General features: G+C 69.3%; 20 protein-coding genes. 12 read left to right on the plus strand and 8 right to left on the minus strand.

Going from position 1 to position 17785, the window contains the following annotated elements:
• The first annotated feature begins 1 nt into the window (after window position 1).
• From ACSVDD_RS11815 to ACSVDD_RS11830, 4 genes are all read left to right on the plus strand, one after another.
• A complete protein-coding gene (locus ACSVDD_RS11815; protein ID WP_448189547.1) occupies window positions 2-1978 on the plus strand; it encodes a response regulator in 1977 nt (658 codons plus the stop codon).
• A 118-nt stretch (window positions 1979-2096) separates the two neighbouring features.
• Complete coding sequence (locus tag ACSVDD_RS11820; RefSeq protein WP_448189548.1) at window positions 2097-2408, plus strand: STAS domain-containing protein; 312 nt, start codon at window positions 2097-2099, stop codon at window positions 2406-2408.
• 10 nt (window positions 2409-2418) lie between these two features.
• Complete coding sequence (locus ACSVDD_RS11825) at window positions 2419-3048, plus strand: ATP-binding protein (protein WP_448189549.1); 630 nt, start codon at window positions 2419-2421, stop codon at window positions 3046-3048.
• Window positions 3041-4225 carry a response regulator gene (locus tag ACSVDD_RS11830; RefSeq protein ID WP_448189550.1) on the plus strand — a complete coding sequence of 395 codons (1185 nt, stop codon included), beginning with the start codon at window positions 3041-3043 and terminating at the stop codon, window positions 4223-4225. The genes ACSVDD_RS11825 and ACSVDD_RS11830 overlap by 8 nt, the downstream gene beginning before the upstream one ends.
• Window positions 4226-4237: 12 nt before the next feature.
• On the opposite strand, the gene ACSVDD_RS11835 is transcribed toward ACSVDD_RS11830, so the two are convergent.
• The gene (locus tag ACSVDD_RS11835; protein ID WP_448189551.1) at window positions 4238-4417 is read right to left on the minus strand and encodes a hypothetical protein; all 180 of its coding nucleotides are present in this window, start codon (window positions 4415-4417) and stop codon (window positions 4238-4240) included.
• Window positions 4418-4590: 173 nt separating this feature from the next.
• On the opposite strand from ACSVDD_RS11835, the gene ACSVDD_RS11840 reads away from it, so the two are divergent.
• The 6 genes from ACSVDD_RS11840 to ACSVDD_RS11865 all read left to right on the plus strand — a co-directional run bounded on the left by ACSVDD_RS11840 (window position 4591) and on the right by ACSVDD_RS11865 (window position 10984).
• Window positions 4591-4800, plus strand: coding sequence for a hypothetical protein (locus ACSVDD_RS11840; protein ID WP_448189552.1), 210 nt, complete (start codon window positions 4591-4593; stop codon window positions 4798-4800).
• A gap of 24 nt (window positions 4801-4824) precedes the next feature.
• Window positions 4825-5388 carry a hypothetical protein gene (locus ACSVDD_RS11845; protein ID WP_448189553.1) on the plus strand — a complete coding sequence of 188 codons (564 nt, stop codon included), beginning with the start codon at window positions 4825-4827 and terminating at the stop codon, window positions 5386-5388.
• A 112-nt stretch (window positions 5389-5500) separates the two neighbouring features.
• Window positions 5501-6307: an alpha/beta fold hydrolase gene (locus ACSVDD_RS11850; RefSeq protein ID WP_448189554.1), complete on the plus strand. Its 807-nt coding sequence runs from the start codon at window positions 5501-5503 to the stop codon at window positions 6305-6307.
• Between the two features lie 307 nt (window positions 6308-6614).
• A complete protein-coding gene (locus ACSVDD_RS11855; protein ID WP_448189555.1) occupies window positions 6615-7334 on the plus strand; it encodes a Crp/Fnr family transcriptional regulator in 720 nt (239 codons plus the stop codon).
• Window positions 7335-7427: 93 nt separating this feature from the next.
• Window positions 7428-10454, plus strand: a complete 3027-nt coding sequence (locus ACSVDD_RS11860) for a response regulator (RefSeq protein WP_448189556.1) — start codon at window positions 7428-7430, stop codon at window positions 10452-10454.
• Between the two features lie 17 nt (window positions 10455-10471).
• The gene (locus ACSVDD_RS11865; RefSeq protein WP_448189557.1) at window positions 10472-10984 is read left to right on the plus strand and encodes a DUF1697 domain-containing protein; all 513 of its coding nucleotides are present in this window, start codon (window positions 10472-10474) and stop codon (window positions 10982-10984) included.
• A 103-nt stretch (window positions 10985-11087) separates the two neighbouring features.
• Here ACSVDD_RS11865 and ACSVDD_RS11870 read toward each other — a convergent pair whose 3' ends face one another.
• The 4 genes from ACSVDD_RS11870 to ACSVDD_RS11885 are packed head-to-tail and all read right to left on the minus strand — an operon-like array spanning window position 11088 to window position 14640.
• Window positions 11088-11387 carry a ferredoxin family protein gene (locus tag ACSVDD_RS11870; protein WP_448189558.1) on the minus strand — a complete coding sequence of 100 codons (300 nt, stop codon included), beginning with the start codon at window positions 11385-11387 and terminating at the stop codon, window positions 11088-11090.
• Window positions 11384-12685 carry an FAD-dependent monooxygenase gene (locus tag ACSVDD_RS11875; RefSeq protein WP_448189559.1) on the minus strand — a complete coding sequence of 434 codons (1302 nt, stop codon included), beginning with the start codon at window positions 12683-12685 and terminating at the stop codon, window positions 11384-11386. The genes ACSVDD_RS11870 and ACSVDD_RS11875 overlap by 4 nt, the downstream gene beginning before the upstream one ends.
• Before the next feature lie 14 nt (window positions 12686-12699).
• Window positions 12700-13785, minus strand: a complete 1086-nt coding sequence (locus ACSVDD_RS11880; protein WP_448189560.1) for an electron transfer flavoprotein subunit alpha/FixB family protein — start codon at window positions 13783-13785, stop codon at window positions 12700-12702.
• A 12-nt stretch (window positions 13786-13797) separates the two neighbouring features.
• Window positions 13798-14640, minus strand: coding sequence for an electron transfer flavoprotein subunit beta/FixA family protein (locus ACSVDD_RS11885; protein ID WP_448189561.1), 843 nt, complete (start codon window positions 14638-14640; stop codon window positions 13798-13800).
• Between the two features lie 329 nt (window positions 14641-14969).
• Between ACSVDD_RS11885 and ACSVDD_RS11890 the strand changes: the two genes are divergently transcribed.
• Together ACSVDD_RS11890 and ACSVDD_RS11895 are read left to right on the plus strand one after the other, a co-directional pair.
• On the plus strand, window positions 14970-15233 hold the full coding sequence (locus ACSVDD_RS11890; protein ID WP_448189562.1) for a type II toxin-antitoxin system CcdA family antitoxin: 264 nt from the start codon (window positions 14970-14972) through the stop codon (window positions 15231-15233).
• Window positions 15233-15553 carry a CcdB family protein gene (locus tag ACSVDD_RS11895; protein ID WP_448189563.1) on the plus strand — a complete coding sequence of 107 codons (321 nt, stop codon included), beginning with the start codon at window positions 15233-15235 and terminating at the stop codon, window positions 15551-15553. The genes ACSVDD_RS11890 and ACSVDD_RS11895 overlap by 1 nt, the downstream gene beginning before the upstream one ends.
• On the opposite strand, the gene nifW is transcribed toward ACSVDD_RS11895, so the two are convergent.
• Genes nifW through nifV form a run of 3 tightly spaced genes read right to left on the minus strand, consistent with a single transcriptional unit; the run spans window position 15550 to window position 17770 of the window.
• Entirely contained in the window at window positions 15550-15873 is a 324-nt protein-coding gene (gene nifW / locus ACSVDD_RS11900; RefSeq protein WP_448189564.1) for a nitrogenase-stabilizing/protective protein NifW, read from the minus strand. The two genes, ACSVDD_RS11895 and nifW, sit on opposite strands and share 4 nt — an antisense overlap.
• Entirely contained in the window at window positions 15870-16646 is a 777-nt protein-coding gene (gene cysE / locus ACSVDD_RS11905; RefSeq protein WP_448189565.1) for a serine O-acetyltransferase, read from the minus strand. Before cysE ends, nifW begins: the two co-directional genes overlap by 4 nt.
• Complete coding sequence (gene nifV, locus ACSVDD_RS11910) at window positions 16643-17770, minus strand: homocitrate synthase (RefSeq protein WP_448189566.1); 1128 nt, start codon at window positions 17768-17770, stop codon at window positions 16643-16645. Before nifV ends, cysE begins: the two co-directional genes overlap by 4 nt.
• Between the last annotated feature and the right edge of the window lie 15 nt (window positions 17771-17785).

A 17785-nucleotide genomic window follows, 5' to 3' on the forward strand; every position in this document is an offset into this window, starting at 1 on the left:
GATGTCCAACACTGACACCACCCAGGCACTGCCCATCCAGGTGCTTCTGGTCGAGGACGATCCGGGCGACGCCCGTCTGGTGCAGATCTGCCTGCGGCAACCCAAGCCCGGTGCTTTCGCCGTGCATCACGCGGCCAAGCTCGGCGAGGCGCTCGGCTGGCTTGCCGCGAACAGCGTCGACGTCATCCTGCTCGACCTGTCGCTGCCGGACAGCACGGGGTTCGGGACCATCGAAAAGGTCCGGGGCGCGTTTCCGGGCATTCCCGTCATCGTTCTGACCGGCCTGGACGACACCGATTTCGCGGTGCACGCCGTAGAGGCCGGCGCGCAGGATTTCCTGGTCAAGGGGCAGGCGGACGCCGCGCTGATGCAGCGCGCCATCCGCTACGCCATCTCGCGCCAGCGCCTGGAGGACGAACTGCGGGCGGCCAAGACGACGGCGGAGGCGGCCAGCCGCGCCAAGTCCGAGTTCCTGGCCACCATGAGCCACGAGATCCGCACGCCGATGAACGGCGTGCTCGGCACGCTGGCCCTGCTGGCCGACAGCGACCTCAATCCCGAGCAGCGGCGGCTGGCGGAGCTGTCGCGCCAGTCCGGCGAGGTGCTGCTGCGGCTGATCGACGAGATCCTGGATTTCTCGAAGATGGACGCCGGCAAGCTCAGCATCGAGGTGTCCGACTGCGACCCCGCCCAGATCGCCGAGGCGGTCGTCCAGGTTCTCCGTCCGCGGGCGGAGGAGAAGGGGTTGCGGCTGTCGTGCCGCATGGACCCGTCGGTTCCCGAAGCCGTCGCCACCGATCCGGCCCGGCTGCGGCAGATCCTGTTCAACCTCGTCGGCAACGCCGTCAAATTCACCAAGTCCGGCCATGTCGCCGTCCTGGCGCGCCGCGGCGCCGACCGGGCGGACGGCCGCTTCCTCCTGGAATTCGAGGTGGAGGACACCGGTATCGGCATCCCCGCCGAGACGCAGCCCAAGCTGTTCCAGCGCTTCATGCAGGGCGACAGCTCGATCACCCGGCGCTATGGCGGAACCGGCCTCGGCCTGGCGATCTGCAAGCAGCTCTGCGAGGCGATGGAGGGCGGCATCGGCGTCAGCAGCGCGCCGGGGCAGGGCAGTGTCTTCCGTTTCTCCATCACCTGCGCGCCGGGCGACGCGGCGGCGCTGCGCGAGGCGGCGCGGGCGGCCGATGGCGGGCCGGAGCGGTCGCTGCCGCCCTTGCGGATTCTGGCCGTGGACGACAGCGCGGTGAACCGGGACATCGCGCGCAGCCTCCTGCAGGGGGCCGGGCACAGCGTCGTCACCGCCGCCGACGGGGTCGCGGCGGTCCGGCTGGCCAGCGAACGGGATTTCGACCTCGTGCTGATGGACGTCCAGATGCCGGAGATGGACGGTCTGACGGCGACCCGGCTGATCCGCGGCCTGCCGCAGCCGAAAAACGGCGTTCCCGTGATCGCGCTGACCGCGCACGCCTCACGCAGCTCGCGGTCGGAGTGCCTGGCGGCGGGGATGAACGGTTTCGTGACGAAGCCCATCCGTCCCTCGGCCCTGCTTGCCGAGATCGGCACCGTGCTGCGGTCGTCCAACGACATCGAGTGGGACGACCCGGTGCCCCGGCCGGCCGCCGGGCTGATCGACAGCGAGCAGGTGGGGGCCGTCGCCGACGCCCTCGGGCCGTTGTGGATGGACACCGTCGAGGCGTTCGGGCAGTCGTCGCGCGAACTGATCCATGAGATCCTCGCGGCGCTGGAGGGCGGCGGCGACTGTGCCCGCGCCGCGCACATGCTGAAGGGGCAGTCCTGGAACCTCGGTGCCAAGCGGTTGGGCGACATGGGGCAGATCATCGAAAAGGCCCCGGAGGAGGAGGCGCGCCGCCTCGCCGCCACGCTGGCCGAGGTTCTCGACGACACGCTCTCGGCGCTGGCAGCATCGGCCCCAGCCTCGTCAGAGTTGCCGGTGACCGCCGCGGCGGAGTCCTGAGATGCATGCTCCCGGCGGCACGGACGCGACCGTCACCATCGACCGCCTGTCGGCGTTCGCGCGCCTGCCGCACGCCTCCCCCTGCCCAGTTCAACGACTTGACTCTTGAGGTGATTCCATGAGCCTTGGTCACACACTCGACCGCAACGGCCCGGCGCTGACGGTTGCCTTGTCCGGTGACGTCACGTTTGCCGAGAGCGCCGCGTTCCGGGACATGATCACCGCGGTGATCGCGGCCAAGCCGACCGCCGTCGCGGTGGACCTGTCCGGCGTGCGGATCGTCGATTCCGCCGGATTGAGCCAGTTCGTCCTGCTGCGCGAGCAGCTGTCGAAGGCGGGCGCGTCGATCACCTTGCAGCGCCCGCCCGCCCACGTCGAGCGGGTGCTCGACGTCGTCGGCTTCAGCAAGCTCTTCACCATCATCCGCTGAGGCCGTCGCGATGCCGGCCGCCAGATCCGCGTTACGGGTGCTGATGCCGCCCCTGCTCGGGGATTCCCTGGCCGCGGCGCTTGCCGGGGCGGAGTGCCCGGTGCTGGACGGCGCCGTCGACGAGCGATGCTCGGCGGTTCTTCTCGACCAGCGCTGGCCGCCGCCGCGCACGCTGTTCGCCGCGGTGCTCGCCACGCGCACGGCCTACGACGGCGCGCTGGTGCCGTCCGTCGTCGGCTGGGCGGTCCACCACGGCCACCTGCCCGCCGACCGGCGCTGCGAGGCGGAAACCGCGCTGTGCGAAGCGCTCGCCAACGCGCTCATCCACGGGAACCTGGAACTGCCGGGCCTGGATGCCTATGGCGGCGACGTGAACGCCTTTCTCGCCGACATTTCCGTCCGCCTTGCCGACGATTCCTACGGCCTGCGCCCGGTCGGGCTCATGTGGCGGCGGACCCGGCGGTTGCTGCTGCTGCACGTGGACGATGCGGGCCACGGCTACAAGCGGTCCTCCCTTCGGCGCTCCGCCGCTGCCGTGCCGGCCTCCGGCCGCGGTTGGGCACTGATGACGGCCTTCGCGCGGCGTGTGCGGGTTTCCCGCGACGGCCGCCGCACCACACTGGGGTTCCTCCATGTCTGATGCCTTGACGATCCTGGAAGACTCCCTCGTCCTCGTCGTCGACGACGAGCCGCTGAACCGCATGATCATCGAAGCCCTTCTCCAGAAGGGCGGGTTCCGCAACGTGGCCTGTGCCGTCGACGGCGCCGAGGCGCTGGCCTTCGTGCAGGCGCGGACCCCGGCGTGCATCCTGCTCGACGTGATGATGCCGGAGGTGGACGGGCTGGAGGTGTGCCGCCGGCTCCGCGCCGATCCGCGCTACGCCAGGGTTCCCATCATCATCCAGACGGCGATGACCAGCCGCGAGGACCGCCGTGCGGCGTTCGCCGCGGGGGCGTCCGACGTGGTGGCCAAGCCCTACGATCCGGCGGAACTGGAGGCGCGCGTCCGCGTGCACCTGTCCAACGCCATCCTCTCGGCCGGCCTGCTCGCCTACCGCTCCCACATGGAAGCCGAGCTGGGCGAGGCGCGCGCGCTGTCGGAAACCGTCCTGCCGCAGCCCGAGGCGCTCGCCGACGTGGCGGCGCGCGGCGTGTCGCTCAGCCACTTCTACCGCCCGTGCTCCACCATCGGCGGGGATTACTGGAACACCTGGGATCTGGGGGGCGGCAAGGTGGCGCTGATGGTCGGCGACGTCTCGGGCCACGGTGTCTCCGCGGCGCTGCGGATGTTCGCCCTGCACACGCTGGTCTCGCCGCTGCCGCCCTTCGGCGCCAAACCGGAAGCGGTCGCCGGCCACCTCGACCAGCGCCTCCACGCCTATGGTCACCGCCGGGCGCAGTACGTGGCCGGGACCTACGGCGTCATCGACGTGGCCGGGCGGTCGTTCCGCTTCGTTCCCGGCGGGCTTCGCGACGGATTCATCCTGCGCCGCGACGGCGCGCTGGACCCCGTGACCCTGTCGGGGCTGCCCTTCGGCATCGTCGCCCAGACGGCGCGCGTGGCTAGCGAGATCGCGTTCGACGACGGCGACACGCTGATCCTCTACAGCGACGCCATGGTCGAGTGCGACGAGTCCTGCACGGCCGCGCCGAAGAGCGAGGACGACCTGCAAGCCTGGATGGCGCCGCTGCTCAGGGATGCCCCATCACAGGAGGAGCTGGCGCCGTGGCTCGGCGAGCGCTTTCTCGCCGAATTCGGCGATGGTGTGAATGACGACCTGCTGATCGTCGCCGCAACCCTCAAAGCCGCGCCCTGACGGCGCGGCGCATCACTGGCCGTCGTCGGAGCCCTTGCTCTGATCGAGGGTGTTGCGGGCCCCCTCGATCAACAGCTTGTTGAGGTCCATCTGCGTCCGGAAACCGCTCGCGATGCCGCGCACGCTGGCGCAGGACAGGAGTTTCTCGGCCTCGTCCAGTTGCGCGAGCTTGTTCAGAATCTCATCGGTCATGGCTATGCCTGCTATCCAATTCGTCGTGCCCCGGTTGGCTGTGAAAATCGCCAATACCCGCCTTGAATGCAATGCGGCATTTCGCAACGGCCGGTCATCGGACCCGCCACGACGCCCTTGCGCGCTCCCATGAGCGGTCCCATACATGGGGTTCGCCATCAGGAAGCGCGTCCATGTCGAACATCCATGAATTGCGGCGTCCCAAGCCGCCCCGCCGGTCCACCCTGCACCGCGACACGCTCGCCTGGTTGATGCTGCTGGCCGGCAGCGCGGCGGCGTTCCTGTCCGCTTACCTGCCGCCGTTTCGCGGGATGGAGACGCTGGTCGGGCTGGTGGTGATGATCGGCGGCTACATGGCGCTGTACGACCGTGCCCGCGGCTGACCGGTCCGTTCGGTGGCGGGGACGATGACAGGACGGCTCCTGGTTTCCATGCTGGTCATGATGGCGCTGGCGGCACCGATGGCCGCCGGGCCGGGGTTCGCCCAGGCTCCGGTCCAGCTCTACCCGCGCCCCGCCCCGGCCGTCCCGCCGCCCAGCCAGGAACCGGCGCCCCCCGTGCCGCAACCACCCATCCCGCCGCAACCCGCCGCCATCCCGCCGCCAATCCAGCCTAAGCCAGTCCAGCCCGCGCCGGGCCAAGGGGCGCCGCAAGACGATGTGCTCGCCGTGGTCGAGGGGTTCTACGCCGCGCTGGGGCGGGGCGACGGGCGGCAGGCCAACGAATTCCTGGTGCCGGAGAAACGCAACCAGGGCGCCTATGAGATCGCCTCGATGAGCCGCTTCTACTCGGCCATGAGCGAGCCGCTGCGGGTGATCGGCGTCGGGCGGATCGACCCGCTGGTCGTGCGCGTGCAGTACACCTACGCCCACCAGAGCGGCCGGCGCTGCGACGGGGTGGCCGACGTCACCGTGCACCGCGTCGGCGGCCGGGCGCTGATCGACCGGATCCGCGCGCTGAGCGGCTGCTGAGCCCACCCGCCCGGCCGGGAACGGGGTACCCCGCACGCCAGCGTCCTGCGGCCGGAACGGGGGCCGGTCCGCGCCCGTTGCACTTCCGGACGCACCGGCGGAGAGCGCGGCGATGGTGGACATCCTGCGGCGGCACAACGTGACGGTGGGCGGCTGCGGCCACAAGGCGCTGGTGCTCGGCCACGGGTTCGGCACCGACCAGCGCGTGTGGCGGCGCATCCGTCCGTGGGCCGAACGCCACTTCCTGACCATCGGCTTCGACGCCGCCGGCAGCGGCGGCGACGGCACGGGCTACGACGGCTTCCGCCACGGCTCGCACGCCGGCTTCGCCGAGGACCTGATCGCCATTCTCGACGCCTTCGGCATCGAGAGCTGCGTCTATGTCGGGCACGAGGCCGGCGCCATGGCGGCGGTGATCGCCGGCATCCTGGCGCCGCAGCGTTTCGAGCGCATGGTCCTGCTTACCCCCAGCGCCTGCGGCGTCGACCGCGACCGCTACCGCAGCGGCATCGACGCCACCACCATGCGGCGGATGATCGGCTGTATGACCCTCAACTACGCGACCTGGGTGCGCGAGTTCGCGGCGCTGGCGGTGGACGCTCCGCCCTCCAGCCCGGAGACGGAGGAGGTGGCGTCCTGCCTGGGCGCGGTGCGGCCGGACGTGGCCTTCCGGCTGGCCGCGGTGGCGTTCCAGTCCGACCTGCGCGGCTGGATCGACGACTTCGACGTGCCTTCCGTGCTGGTGCACACCGAGGACGACCCGCTGGTGCCCGAGGAGGCGGCCCACCACCTCTATGGCCTGTGGCCCTGCGTCGAGCGCGAGGTGCTGCCGGTGTCCGGCCACCTGCCGCACCTGACCGCCCCGGCTCTGGTGGTCGGCGTGCTTGCCCGGCACTTGAAGGACGTGGCGCGGGCGTGAGGGCGCGTCGGGCCGCCGATCTTCTTGCTCTTGCCGGCCGCTCGCTCTAGGATGGAAGTCCTTATTGGGAAAGGTGTGTCCGCACGATGCCGAGCGGATGAGACGCTGGGTAAAAATGTGTTTCATAGCGTTTCACTCCGTCTCATCCGGCGCCGGACGGATGCAACACTCCATCGAATCGCGTTTCGCAGCGTTGCATAGCGTCGCATCCGAACCGGCGGCGCTTCGTGTTCCATCGATCGTTCTTGACCGGTGTGAACGGCGACCGGATAGAATGGCCGCCAAGATTGGGAGAGCGAGCGAAAGCATGAAGACCGAAGTTCCGGGGTTGCGGTCGCACGACGCGGCGACGATCCGCACCATCCCGCTCTTCCAGCGGTTGCCCGACCGCGCGCTCACCATGCTGGTAGGCACCGCCCAGGTGCGTCAGGTGCCGCGCGGCACCACCCTGTTCGTGCAGGACGAGCCCGCCGACCGCTTTTTCGTGCTGCTGGAGGGCTGGGTGAAGCTCTACCGCCTGACCCGCGACGGGGCGGAGGCGGTGGTGAACGTCGTGGCGCCGGGCGAGACCTTCGCCGAGGCCGCCATGTTCGCCAGCGGCAAGTTCCCGGTGTGTGCCGAGGCGGTGGCCGATTCGCGCATGCTGACGCTGACCGCCGAGGGCTTCGCCCGCTGCCTGCGCGAGGACGATCAGATCGCCTTCGCCATGCTGGGCTCGCTGTCGCTGCGCCTGCGCCACCTCGTCCAGGCCATCGAGCAGTTGCAGGTGCAGCCGACTCCGCAGCGCGTCGGCACCTTCCTGCTGCGCTTCTGCCCGGAGGGGGCGGGTTCGGCGGTGTTCGCGCTGCCCTTCGACAAGGCGCTGATCGCGCGCCGCCTGGGGATGCAGCCGGAAACCTTCTCGCGCGCGCTGGCCAAACTGCGCGCCGTGGGGGTGGAGGCGCACGGCTCCACCATCTCCGTGGCGGATCTGGAGGGCCTGCGCCGCTTCTGCCGCGCCGAGGAGGAAGACGAGGATGCGGAGTGAGGGGGAACCCTGCACGTCGGGTGCGCCGGCTGGTCATGCCGCCGAGGGCTGTGATAACGTGCCGGGCTAGGGTTTCGAGCGGGGCTGGGCTGGATGAGCGACGAGTTTCTGTTTGCCGATGAGGAGCCGGGCTCGGACGCCGAGGCGGCATCGGCGAAAGACTCCCCGCCGGAGCCGGCCGAGCCATGGCTGATCCTCATCGTCGACGACGATCCGGCCATCCACGCCACCACCAAGATGGTGCTGCGCGGCTTCACCTTCGAAGGCCGCCCGGCGCAATTCCTGTCGGCCGCCACCGCCGCCGAGGCGCGCGGCATCCTGGCGGAGACCTCGCAGGTCGCCGTCGTGCTGCTCGACGTGGTGATGGAGTCGGACGATGCCGGCCTGCGTCTGGTCCGCTACATCCGCAACGAGCTGAAGAACCGCCGCGTGCGCATCATCCTGCGCACCGGCCAGCCCGGACAGGCGCCGGAACGCGACGTCATCCTCAACTATGACATCAACGACTACAAATCGAAGACCGAGCTGACGGCGCAGAAGCTGTTCACCTCGGTGGTGGCGGCGCTGCGCGGCTACCAGGACATCTCGGCCATCGAGCAGAACCGCCTGGGGCTGGAGCGCCTGCTGAACGCGTCTTCGGAACTGCTGGACAAGCGCACCATCGCCGAATACGTGGGCGGCGCCGTGCAGCAGATCCACGCCGTGTGCCCGGCCTGCACCGGGGCGCTGCTGGGCAGCCGCTCGGCCGAGGCGACGGCCGGCACGCCGGCCGGGGAGACCGCCGACGCGGCCCGCGAGTCGCGGGTGCTGGGCGGCGGTGGCCGGCTGTCCGGGCTGGATGGGCACACCATCGGCGCGGCCCTGCCCGAGGCGGACGCGGCGCTGGTGGCCGAAGCGCTGGACGACATGCACCACCGCTATGAGCGCGAACGCAGCGTGCTGGTGTTCCGCTCCACCTCGCGCCATCACGACACGGTGGTGTTCCTCAGCCACCAGCGCCCGCTGGACGAGGACGAGCGGCGGCTGCTGGAGGTGTTCTGCTCCAAGGTCGCGGTCGGCTTCGACAACGTCCACCTCTACGAGGAGCTGGGCGCCTTCAACCGCACCCTGGAAGGGCAGGTGACCGAGCGCACCCGCGAGCTGGTCGCCGCCTCGCACGCCGCCGAGACCGCGCGCGCCGAGGCGGAGGCCGCCAACCAGGCCAAATCGCTGTTCCTCGCCACCATGAGCCACGAGATCCGCACGCCGATGAACGGCGTGCAGGGCATGCTGGAGCTGTTGGAATACACGCCGCTGACGCCCGAGCAGCGCGAGCTGGTGGCGGTGGTGCGCGACAGCGCCGGGGCGTTGCTGACCATCATCAACGACATCCTCGACTTCTCGAAGATCGAGGCCGGCAAGCTGGACCTGGAACACATGCCGGTCTCGCTGGCCCAGGTGGTGGAAGGGGTGGCCGACACGCTGGCCCCCAGCGCGCGCAAGAAGGATCTGGCGCTCATCAGCTACATCGACCCGGAACTGCCGGCCGGCGTGATGGGCGACCCGGTGCGCATCCGGCAGGTGCTGTTCAACATCGCCGGCAACGCGGTGAAGTTCACCCCCACGGGCTCGGTCAAGCTGCGCGCCGAGCTGATCTCGCTGCGCGACGGCAAGGTGACGGTGGGCATCACCATCATCGACACCGGCATCGGCATCGCCAAGGACGTGCAGGCCCGCCTGTTCCGCCCCTTCACCCAGGCCGAGGCATCGACCACCCGGCGCTTCGGCGGCACCGGGCTGGGCCTGTCGATCTGCCGGCGCATCGCCGAGCTGATGGGCGGCGAGATCGGCGTGGAGAGCGAGCCCGGCGTCGGCACCACCTTCTGGTTCACCTTCACCGCCGACGTCGTGCCCGAGACGGCGCCCGCAAACGCCGCGCCCGAGACGCTGCCGCTGGCCGGCCTGCGCGTGCTGGTCGTCGATCCGGAAGGCGACGAGCGCCGCTTCGTCGCGCGCTACCTGACCGCCGAGGGCGCCCGCGTGGTGGAGGCCGCCGACGCGCTGGCGGCGATCCGCGAGCTGGACGGCGGCGCCGTCACCGACGTGGTGGTCGCCGCCGAAGAGGCCGATCTGGACGGGCTGCGCTGTGACCGGCGGATGCTCGAAACGGGGCTGGTGGCGGTGACGCAGGCGGCCATCCCCGGCCAGGCCGGCGGGGCGACGCTGGTCCCGCGCCCGGTGCGCCGGAGCACGCTGGTGCGCGGCGTCCTGATCGCGTCGGGCCGGCAGGCGGCGGACGCCGACGCCGACGCGGCGGGCGACGATTCGGTCCCGCCCGTTCCCGCCCGCACCCCGCCGTCGGTGGATGAGGCGCTGGCGCAGGGCCGGCTGATCCTGATCGCCGAGGACCACCCGACCAACCGGCAGGTGCTGCTGCGCCAGCTCGCCTTGCTCGGCCATGCCGCGGAGGTTGCCGGGGATGGGCGCGAGGCGCTGGAGAAGTGGCGCACCGGGCGCTACGCGCTGCTGCTTACCGACTGCCAGATGCCGGAGTTGGACGGCTTCGACCTGACGCGCGCCATCCGCGGCGAGGAGGCCGGCGGCCACCGCCGTCTGCCGATCGTCGCCATCACCGCCAACGCCATGGAGGGCGAAGCGCAGAAGTGCCTTGCCGCCGGCATGGACGACAGCGTCTCCAAGCCGGCGGAAATCAGCGACCTGCGCCGCATCGTCGAACGCTACCTGCCGCCGGTGACCGGCGCCGCGCCGGTGGGGGAGGCCGCCGCTTCGCCGCCGTCCGCTCCGCGCACCCGGCCGCCGCTGGACACCAGCGCGCTGGCGACGCTGTTCGACGGCGACGCCGACTTCGTCCGCCAGCTCCTCCAGGAGTTTCTGGCTTCCAACCGGGCGACCCGCGACCGTCTGGTGAAGGCGGCGGAGGCGAAGGCGTGGGACGAGGTCCGGCAGGCGGCGCACAAGCTGGCCGGGTCCTCGCGCACGGTGGGCGCCGACGATCTGGCGGCTGCCGGCGACGCCATCGAGGTGTCCCTGGTGGAAAGCCGCTTCGAGGGCATGGATGCCATGGTGGCGCGGGCGTCAGCGGAACTGGACCGGGTGGCGGCCTTCATCGACGAGATGTGATCCGCCGGGAGAACGCCGTGACCGCCTTCGTCGCCCTGCTGCGCGCTGTCAATGTCGGGGGAACCGGGAAGCTGCCCATGGCGGAGCTTCGGGCCATGTGCGAGCAGGCGGGATTCGCACGGGTGCAGACCTACATCGCCAGCGGCAACGTCGTCTTCGAAAGCGGCCTGCCGGAGGCGGAGGTCAAGGTGGTGCTGGAGGAACGGCTGGCGGCCTATGCGGGAAAGCCGGTCGGCGTCCTGGTGCGCAGTGCCGCGGAGATGGCGGCGGTGCAGGCCGGCAACCCCTTCCCGCACGGTGCCCCCAACCGGGTCGTCGCCATCTTCCTCGACCAGCCGCCGGCTGCCGATGCGCTCGACACCGTGACCGGGGTGCAGGGCGAAGAACTGCGGGCCGGGGAACGGGAGATCTACGTCCATTACGGCGACGGCATGGCGCGGTCCAGGCTGGTCGTCCCGGCGGCGAAGGCCGGCACCGCGCGGAACATGAACACCGTCGCCACACTGGCGGAAATGGCCGCGCGGCTGTGAGGCCGACCATAAGAAAACCCCTCCCCATGGACGCGGGGAGGGGTGTTCAAGTCCTGGCGGATAGGAGAGGGATCCGGGCGCCGGGATAGCGTGCGCCCAGGCCTCAACCGAACTTGTAACTTATGCCGTATCCGCCGCGCGGGTAGTCCCAGGCGATGTTTTCCTTGTCCTGGCAGATCACGCGGCAGGTGCCGCACTCCAGGCAGCCGTCCGTCGCCAGCGTCACCGTCCCACCGCCGTCCGCCGTGTAGCAGGCCGCCGGGCAGCACCACGTGCACGCCTTGTGCTCACAGCTCGTGCAGACCGCCTTGTCCCTGATGGCGATGTGCGGGTGGCTTTCGTCGACGATGTAGCGGTTCTGGTACAGCTTCTCTTCGACTTTCGGCAGCGTCATGTCGCTCATCGGAATGCCCTCGCCAGCTTGATCGCGTCGCCCACCAGCCCGAACACCGAGCGCTTCTTCACGAAGGAGCGCAGGATGTCCTTCTCCTTGGTCAGCTTGTCGACGCTGTCCACGGTGAAGAGGTTGTGCGCGGCGGCGTTGATAAGGTCGGGGTAGGCGCCGAAGAACTGCTTGTTCTCGTGCATGATCCCCGGCAGGTCCTTGTACTTCTTCAGATCCTTCATGACGAAGGAGGCGTCCAGCGCCTTCTTGTAGGCCGCGAGGTTGGCGGCGGTGAAGGGCTTGCCGTCCTTCTTCAGCGCGATGATCGTCTCCGCCGCCATGCGGCCCGAGGCCATGGCGAGGTTGGAGCCCTCGCGGTGCGCGGCGTTGTTGAAGTGCGCGGCGTCGCCCGCCACCACCCAGCCCTCGCCGTACAGCTCCGGCACGGCGTTGAAGCCGCCCTCGGGGATCATGTGCGCGGCGTATTCCTTCATCTCGGCACCCTCGATCAGCGGGGCGATGACGGGATGGCGCTTCAGATCCTCCAGCATCTTGTAGGGCGGGATGCCGCCCGCCTTGAAGTCGGAGATCAGGCAGCCGATGCCGATGGTGAGCGATTCCTTGTTGGTGTAGAGGAAGGCGGTGCCGACCATCCCCTTGGTCACCTTGCCCATGATCTCGATGACCACGCCCTCGTCGCCCTTCAGGCCGAAGCGCTGCTGGATCAACTCGGGATCGAGGAACAGGATCTCCTTCACCGCCAGCGCCACGTTCTGCGGCTCGGCTTCCTTCTGGATGCCGGCGCGCTTGGCCAGCAGCGCGTTGACGCCGTCCGCCATCACCACCACGTCGGCGTGGATCTCGCCGCCGACGCGGTCGGTGCGCACGCCGTAGACCTTGCCGGACGCGTCGCGCAGCAGATCGGTCACCGTGGTCTCGCAGATCTGCAAGGCCCCGGCCTCGCGGATCTTCTCGGAGAACCACTTGTCGATGTTGGCGCGGATGATCGTGTAGCGGTTCGGCGTGTCGGTGTTGAAGCTGTCCGAGCGGTAGTTGGTGCCGATGTAGCTGTCATCCCCCAGCAGCCAGATGCGCTGCTCAATGACGTGCCGCTCGGTCGGGCAGTCCTCGCGGAAGTCGGGGATGATCTTTTCCAGCTCCGAGGCGTACATGATGCCGCCCTGGACGTTCTTGGCGCCGGGGTACTCGCCGCGCTCAAGCTGGAGCACGCTCAAGCCCGCCTTCGCCATCGTGTAGGCCGCCGCGTTGCCGGACGGGCCGGCGCCGACGACAATCGCATCGAACTTTTCCACCATGTCCTGGTCCCTTCTCAGCTCGCCAGCCGGTTGACTTGAAGGCGCCGGGAGAACGCCTCCGTCAGGGCGGGCAGCACGGTCAGAGCGTCGCCGACGATCGCGTGGTGCGCGAAATCGAAGATCGTCGCGTTCGGGTCGGTGTTGATCGCCAGGATCAGGTCGGCCTTCTCCATGCCGACGCGGTGCTGGATGGCGCCGCTGATCCCGGCGGCGATGTACAGCTTCGGGCGCACCGTCTTGCCGGTCTGCCCGACCTGCCGGTCGAAGGTCGCCCAGCCCGCCTGCACCAGCGGCCGGGTGACGCCCACCTCGGCCCCCAGCACCTTGGCGAGGTCCCAGACCAGCGACAGGTTCTCCGGCTTGCCCAGCCCCTTGCCAGCGGCGACGATGATGTCGGCGAAGGCCAGCTGCGCCTCGTTCTGCGCGCTGTCGGGGATGAAGTTCAGCACCTTGGTGACGATGGCATCCTCGGACAGCAGCGGCGACACCTCGATGACGCGGCCGGCGCGGGTCTCGTCGCGGTCGGGCAGGGCCATGACGCGCGGGCGCACGGTGGCCATCTGCGGGCGGTAGGCCAGCGTCTGGATGGTGCACAAGAGCGTGCCGCCGAAGGTCGGCCGGGTGGCGGCGAGGCTGCGGTTCTCGGCGTAGATGTCCAGCTCCGTGCAGTCGGCGGTCAGGCCGGTCTTCAAGGTGGTGGCGATGGCGCCGGCCAGATCGCGGCCCAGCGTGGTGGCGCCCAGCAGCACGATTTCCGGCTTGTAGGCGTTCACCACGTCGGTCATGACGCGGGCGTAGGGTTCGGTGCGGTAGTCGTTCAGCACCGGGTCGGTCACCTTGTAGACCACGTCGGCGCCGTAGCCGAACGCCTCGCCGCAGATGCGGTTGAGGTCCGCGCTCTCGGCGCCGAGCACCACCGCGCCCACCTCGACGCCCAGCTTGTCGGCCAGCTTGCGGGCTTCACCCACCAGTTCCCACGAGACGGAATGGGCTTGGCCCCGCTCCTGCTCGACGATCACCCAGACGCCCTTGTAGGCCTTGAGGTGTTCGGGCAACTCGAAGCGGCGGCCCTGAGGCCCCTTGGAGGGGGTATCGCTCATGTGCGTGTCTCCTTAACAGCCGGCGGCGCGGCCGAGCAACTCGGTGGCGAGCTTCGGCTGGGCGGCGAAGATGGTCTCGACGGCGGCGGAGGCCAGCGCATCGGGGGTGTCGCCGGTGATCGGCTTGGCCTTCACGGCGCGCGGCTTCGGCACGAAGACCTTGGAGACGACGGTGGGCGAACCCTTGAGGCCGACCTTCGTCTCGTCCTCGACGCAATCGTCCTTGCCCCACTGCCGCAACGGCGTGCGGGCGGCGCGGAACAGGTCGTCCATGGTGCCGAAGCGCATAGAATTGGTGCCCTCCAGCATGGTGATCATGCAGGGCAGCGCGGTCTTCAGCACCTGCACGCCACCTTCCGAGCGGCGGTGCACGGTGATCTCATGCTTGTCGGTATCGACGCCTTCGATCCTGGCGATGTAGGTGAGCTGCTGGAGCCCGAGGCGCGTGGCGATGCCGGGGCCGACCTGGGCGGTGTCGCCGTCCACCGTCTGCTTGCCGCAGAAGACCAGATCGACCGGCTCCTCCTCCGACAGCTTCCTGATAGCGGAGCTGAGCGCGTAGGAGGTTGCCAGCGTGTCCGAGCCGGCGAACTTGCGGTCGGTCAGCAGCACCGCGGCGTCGGCGCCGAACGACAGCGCCTTGCGCAGCGAGGCCTCCGCCATCGGTGGGCCCATGGTCAGCACGGTGACGCGGGCGCCGGTGCGATCCTTGATCCGCAACGCCTCTTCCAGCGAGAAGAGGTCGAAGGGGTTGATGATCGCCGGCACCCCCTGGCGCATGATGGTGTTGGTCACCGGATGGATGCGGATCTGAGCGCTGTCCGGGACCTGCTTGATACAGACGACGATGTGCATGCCGGTCTCCTGCTGCGGCCTCGGGAATTGCTGGCCATACGGATAATCGCATTATGGTACCAAATTGCCGCTTTGGCAATAGTGAGGAATGCGCTGCTATGGTCACGCGGCCGAACCGGGCCGCGTCCAGAGATATTGCAGGGTGCGTGCCAGTCTTCTGGGTGTTGGTGTAATATGTTGAAAAGGCGGGAAAAATACGGGTGTGATGAGGTCGGGAAGACCCGTTCCCGTGTGTCGCGTTCATGACACGATAGGGGCTTTGTCGGGTTCGGGACAGGGTGGTAAGACCAGAAGCCGGCGTTGATTGCGGGGTGATTTGCGCATAAATTATGCGCATCAATCGCTCGGAGGGGATTATGGCCCGAGGTGCGGCGTTGCGCAAACCGACCAATGTGTCGGCCCGGCCTGAACTGGTGGACGAAGCCAAGTCCTTGGGTATCAACCTGTCCGAGGTGTTCGAGAACGCCCTCGAGGTATCCGTGCAGGAAGCGCGGCGGCGGCAGTGGGGCGAGGAAAACAAGGAAGCCTTTGCCGACTATGATCGCTTCGTCGCGGCGAACGGCGTGTTCAGCAAGGGCAAGAGGCTCTTCTGATGCGCTTTCTCGACGTCTGCCGGAATCCCGAGGCTGAGGGCCTGCCCGACCATCCGGTGCCGTTCCTGCTGGTCGTGCAGGGAAATCATGTCGAGGTTCGGAGTTCGCGCGTCGTCGTGCCGCTGGTGCGGGCTGGCGACACCGGCAAACCCATCAAGCGGCTGATGCCGGTGTTCACCATCGAGGGTGAACAGTTCGTAATGATGACGCCGCAGATCGCCGGCATCGCGACGGCCGATATTGGTGCGGCCGTCGCGAGCTTGGCTGATCATCGTCTTGAGATCAGGACGGCGATCGACATCCTGACCGGCGACCTTTAACGCGTCAGCGACTCCAGCGACACGAAGCGGTCGCTCATGCTGGCGGCCTGATCCCGGTGGACCTTGAAGGTCTTCTCCGCGACGCCGCTGCTGGCGACGTAGTCGTGATAGGCGCGCTCCAGATGCGCGCGATAGCGCGCCGCCAGACCCTCGTCGTCGGTGATGCCTTCCAGGCCGGTGTCGGCGGCGAGATAGGTGTGGAAGCGCTGGAGGATGTGCAGGCGGTTCACGTCCACCACCCGCCGCTCGTAGGCCACACCCAGGAAGGACAGGAAGTCTTCCGCCGTCTCCTGGTCTTCCAGATCGTCCTTGAAGCTCATATGTCCAGTCCTTTCACCAAGTCGGCGTTGCACGACTGCTGGTCGCATTGGTCGCCGCACGTTGAGCACGCTACGCCGACAGGCGCTATGCCGCCGGCGTCCAGGCGCGCTTCGAGGCGGTTGATATGGTCGATCAGGCAGGCGATCGCCTTGCCGACCGGGTCGGGCATCAAATGATGGTCGAGGTCGATTCCGGCGTCCGAAAGGCGGCGGGCCGTCGAGGGCCGCACCAACCGGCCGGGGATGCCGACCACCGTCAGCCCGTCCGGCACGTCCTTGGTGACCACCGAGTTGGCGCCGACGCGCGCGTTGCGCCCCACCGTGATCGACCCGAGGATCTTGGCGCCGGCACCGACCAGCACGCCGTCCTCCAGCGTCGGGTGGCGCTTGCCCTTGTTCCAGGTGGTGCCGCCCAGCGTGACGCCATGATACAGCGTCACGCCGTCGCCGATCTCCGCCGTCTCGCCGATGACGACGCCCGCACCATGGTCGATGAAGAAGCGGCGGCCGATCCTGGCGCCGGGATGGATGTCGATGGCCGTCACCGCGCGCGACAGATAGGACAGGAACCGCGCCGGCCAGCGCGCCCCGCGCGTCCACAGCGCGTGAGACAGCCGGTGCGCCATCAGCGCGTGGACGCCGGGGTAGCAGGTCAGCACGTCCCAGACGTTGCGCGCCGCCGGGTCGCGGCCGAACACGCAGGTCACGTCCTCCTTCAGGAGGCTGGCCAAGCCGGGCGCCGGTGCCGCTTCCGTGTCGGCGATCGCGGTCATGCCGGGAGGACCGTGCGGAAGGCGTGCAGTTCGTCCGGTGTCGGCGCGCGCTTGGCGCGGGTGGCGAGCGTGCGGACCATGGGCAGGATCGCGTGCGCCTCGGCATCCTCCAGCGAGACGCCGAGCCGCGCGTAGGCCAGCTTCACCGCGGCGGTGCCGGAGTGCTTGCCCAGCACGATGCTGTGCTCGCGCCCGACCTCGGCCGGGTCGAAGTTCTGGTAGGTCTGGCGGTCGCGCAGCAGCCCATCCACGTGGATGCCGGCCTCATGCGTGAAGACCGCCGAGCCGACGATGGACTTGTTGACCGCCACCGGCCGGTTGGACGCCGCCTCGACCAGCGCCGAGATGGCGCCGAAGGCGCGCGTGTCGACGCCGGTGTCGCGGCCGTACAGCACCTTCAGCGCCATGACGACCTCTTCCATGGGCGCGTTGCCGGCGCGCTCGCCCAGGCCGTTGACGGTGGTGTTGACGTGCGTCGCACCTCCCTGCACCGCGGCCAGCGAGTTCGCCGTCGCCAGACCCAGATCGTCGTGGCTGTGGATCTCGATCTCCAGATCGGTGGCGGCGCGCAGCCGGGCGATGCAGGCGTGGGTCTGGAACGGGTCGAGCACGCCCAGCGTGTCGGCGAAGCGGAAGCGCCGGGCACCGGCGTGCTGCGCGGTGGTCGCCGCGCGGATCAGGAAGTCCATGTCGGCGCGCGAGGAGTCCTCGCCGCCCAGGCTGACGTCCACACCGGCGTCGCAGGCCATGCGGATCGTGCGGTCGATCTGGCCCAGAGCCCACTCGCGCGAGCGGCGCAGCTTCTTGGTGATGTGGATGTCGGAGACCGGCATGGACAGGTTGAGGAAGTCCACGTGGCAGGACAGCGCCGCCTCCAGGTCGGCGTCGGTCATCCGGCACCAGACCATCAGCCGGGCCTTCAGGCCGAGGGACGCCACGGCGCGGATGCCCTCGCGTTCCTCAGGCCCCATGGCGGGGATACCGATCTCCAGCTCCGGCACGCCGGCCGCGTCGAGCGACCGGGCGATGGCGATCTTCTCGTCGAGCGTGAAGGCGACACCGGCGGTCTGCTCGCCGTCGCGCAACGTGGTGTCGTTGATGGTGACGAAACCGGGCTTCAGCATCGGCAGGTCCCCCAA

This window comes from Azospirillum terrae (assembly GCF_053470425.1).

Bases quoted from the DNA above. Each gene is read 5' to 3' on its own strand.
- ACSVDD_RS11815 (WP_448189547.1), top strand. From the start codon at position 2: ATGTCCAACACTGACACCACCCAGGCACTGCCCATCCAGGTGCTTCTG.
- ACSVDD_RS11820 (WP_448189548.1), top strand. From the start codon at position 2,097: ATGAGCCTTGGTCACACACTCGACCGCAACGGCCCGGCGCTGACGGTT.
- ACSVDD_RS11825 (WP_448189549.1), top strand. From the start codon at position 2,419: ATGCCGGCCGCCAGATCCGCGTTACGGGTGCTGATGCCGCCCCTGCTC.
- ACSVDD_RS11830 (WP_448189550.1), top strand. From the start codon at position 3,041: ATGTCTGATGCCTTGACGATCCTGGAAGACTCCCTCGTCCTCGTCGTC.
- ACSVDD_RS11835 (WP_448189551.1), bottom strand. From the start codon at position 4,417: ATGACCGATGAGATTCTGAACAAGCTCGCGCAACTGGACGAGGCCGAG.
- ACSVDD_RS11840 (WP_448189552.1), top strand. From the start codon at position 4,591: ATGTCGAACATCCATGAATTGCGGCGTCCCAAGCCGCCCCGCCGGTCC.
- ACSVDD_RS11845 (WP_448189553.1), top strand. From the start codon at position 4,825: ATGACAGGACGGCTCCTGGTTTCCATGCTGGTCATGATGGCGCTGGCG.
- ACSVDD_RS11850 (WP_448189554.1), top strand. From the start codon at position 5,501: ATGGTGGACATCCTGCGGCGGCACAACGTGACGGTGGGCGGCTGCGGC.
- ACSVDD_RS11855 (WP_448189555.1), top strand. From the start codon at position 6,615: ATGAAGACCGAAGTTCCGGGGTTGCGGTCGCACGACGCGGCGACGATC.
- ACSVDD_RS11860 (WP_448189556.1), top strand. From the start codon at position 7,428: ATGAGCGACGAGTTTCTGTTTGCCGATGAGGAGCCGGGCTCGGACGCC.
- ACSVDD_RS11870 (WP_448189558.1), bottom strand. From the start codon at position 11,387: ATGAGCGACATGACGCTGCCGAAAGTCGAAGAGAAGCTGTACCAGAAC.
- ACSVDD_RS11875 (WP_448189559.1), bottom strand. From the start codon at position 12,685: ATGGTGGAAAAGTTCGATGCGATTGTCGTCGGCGCCGGCCCGTCCGGC.
- ACSVDD_RS11880 (WP_448189560.1), bottom strand. From the start codon at position 13,785: ATGAGCGATACCCCCTCCAAGGGGCCTCAGGGCCGCCGCTTCGAGTTG.
- ACSVDD_RS11885 (WP_448189561.1), bottom strand. From the start codon at position 14,640: ATGCACATCGTCGTCTGTATCAAGCAGGTCCCGGACAGCGCTCAGATC.
- ACSVDD_RS11890 (WP_448189562.1), top strand. From the start codon at position 14,970: ATGCGCATCAATCGCTCGGAGGGGATTATGGCCCGAGGTGCGGCGTTG.
- ACSVDD_RS11895 (WP_448189563.1), top strand. From the start codon at position 15,233: ATGCGCTTTCTCGACGTCTGCCGGAATCCCGAGGCTGAGGGCCTGCCC.
- nifW (WP_448189564.1), bottom strand. From the start codon at position 15,873: ATGAGCTTCAAGGACGATCTGGAAGACCAGGAGACGGCGGAAGACTTC.
- cysE (WP_448189565.1), bottom strand. From the start codon at position 16,646: ATGACCGCGATCGCCGACACGGAAGCGGCACCGGCGCCCGGCTTGGCC.
- nifV (WP_448189566.1), bottom strand. From the start codon at position 17,770: ATGCTGAAGCCCGGTTTCGTCACCATCAACGACACCACGTTGCGCGAC.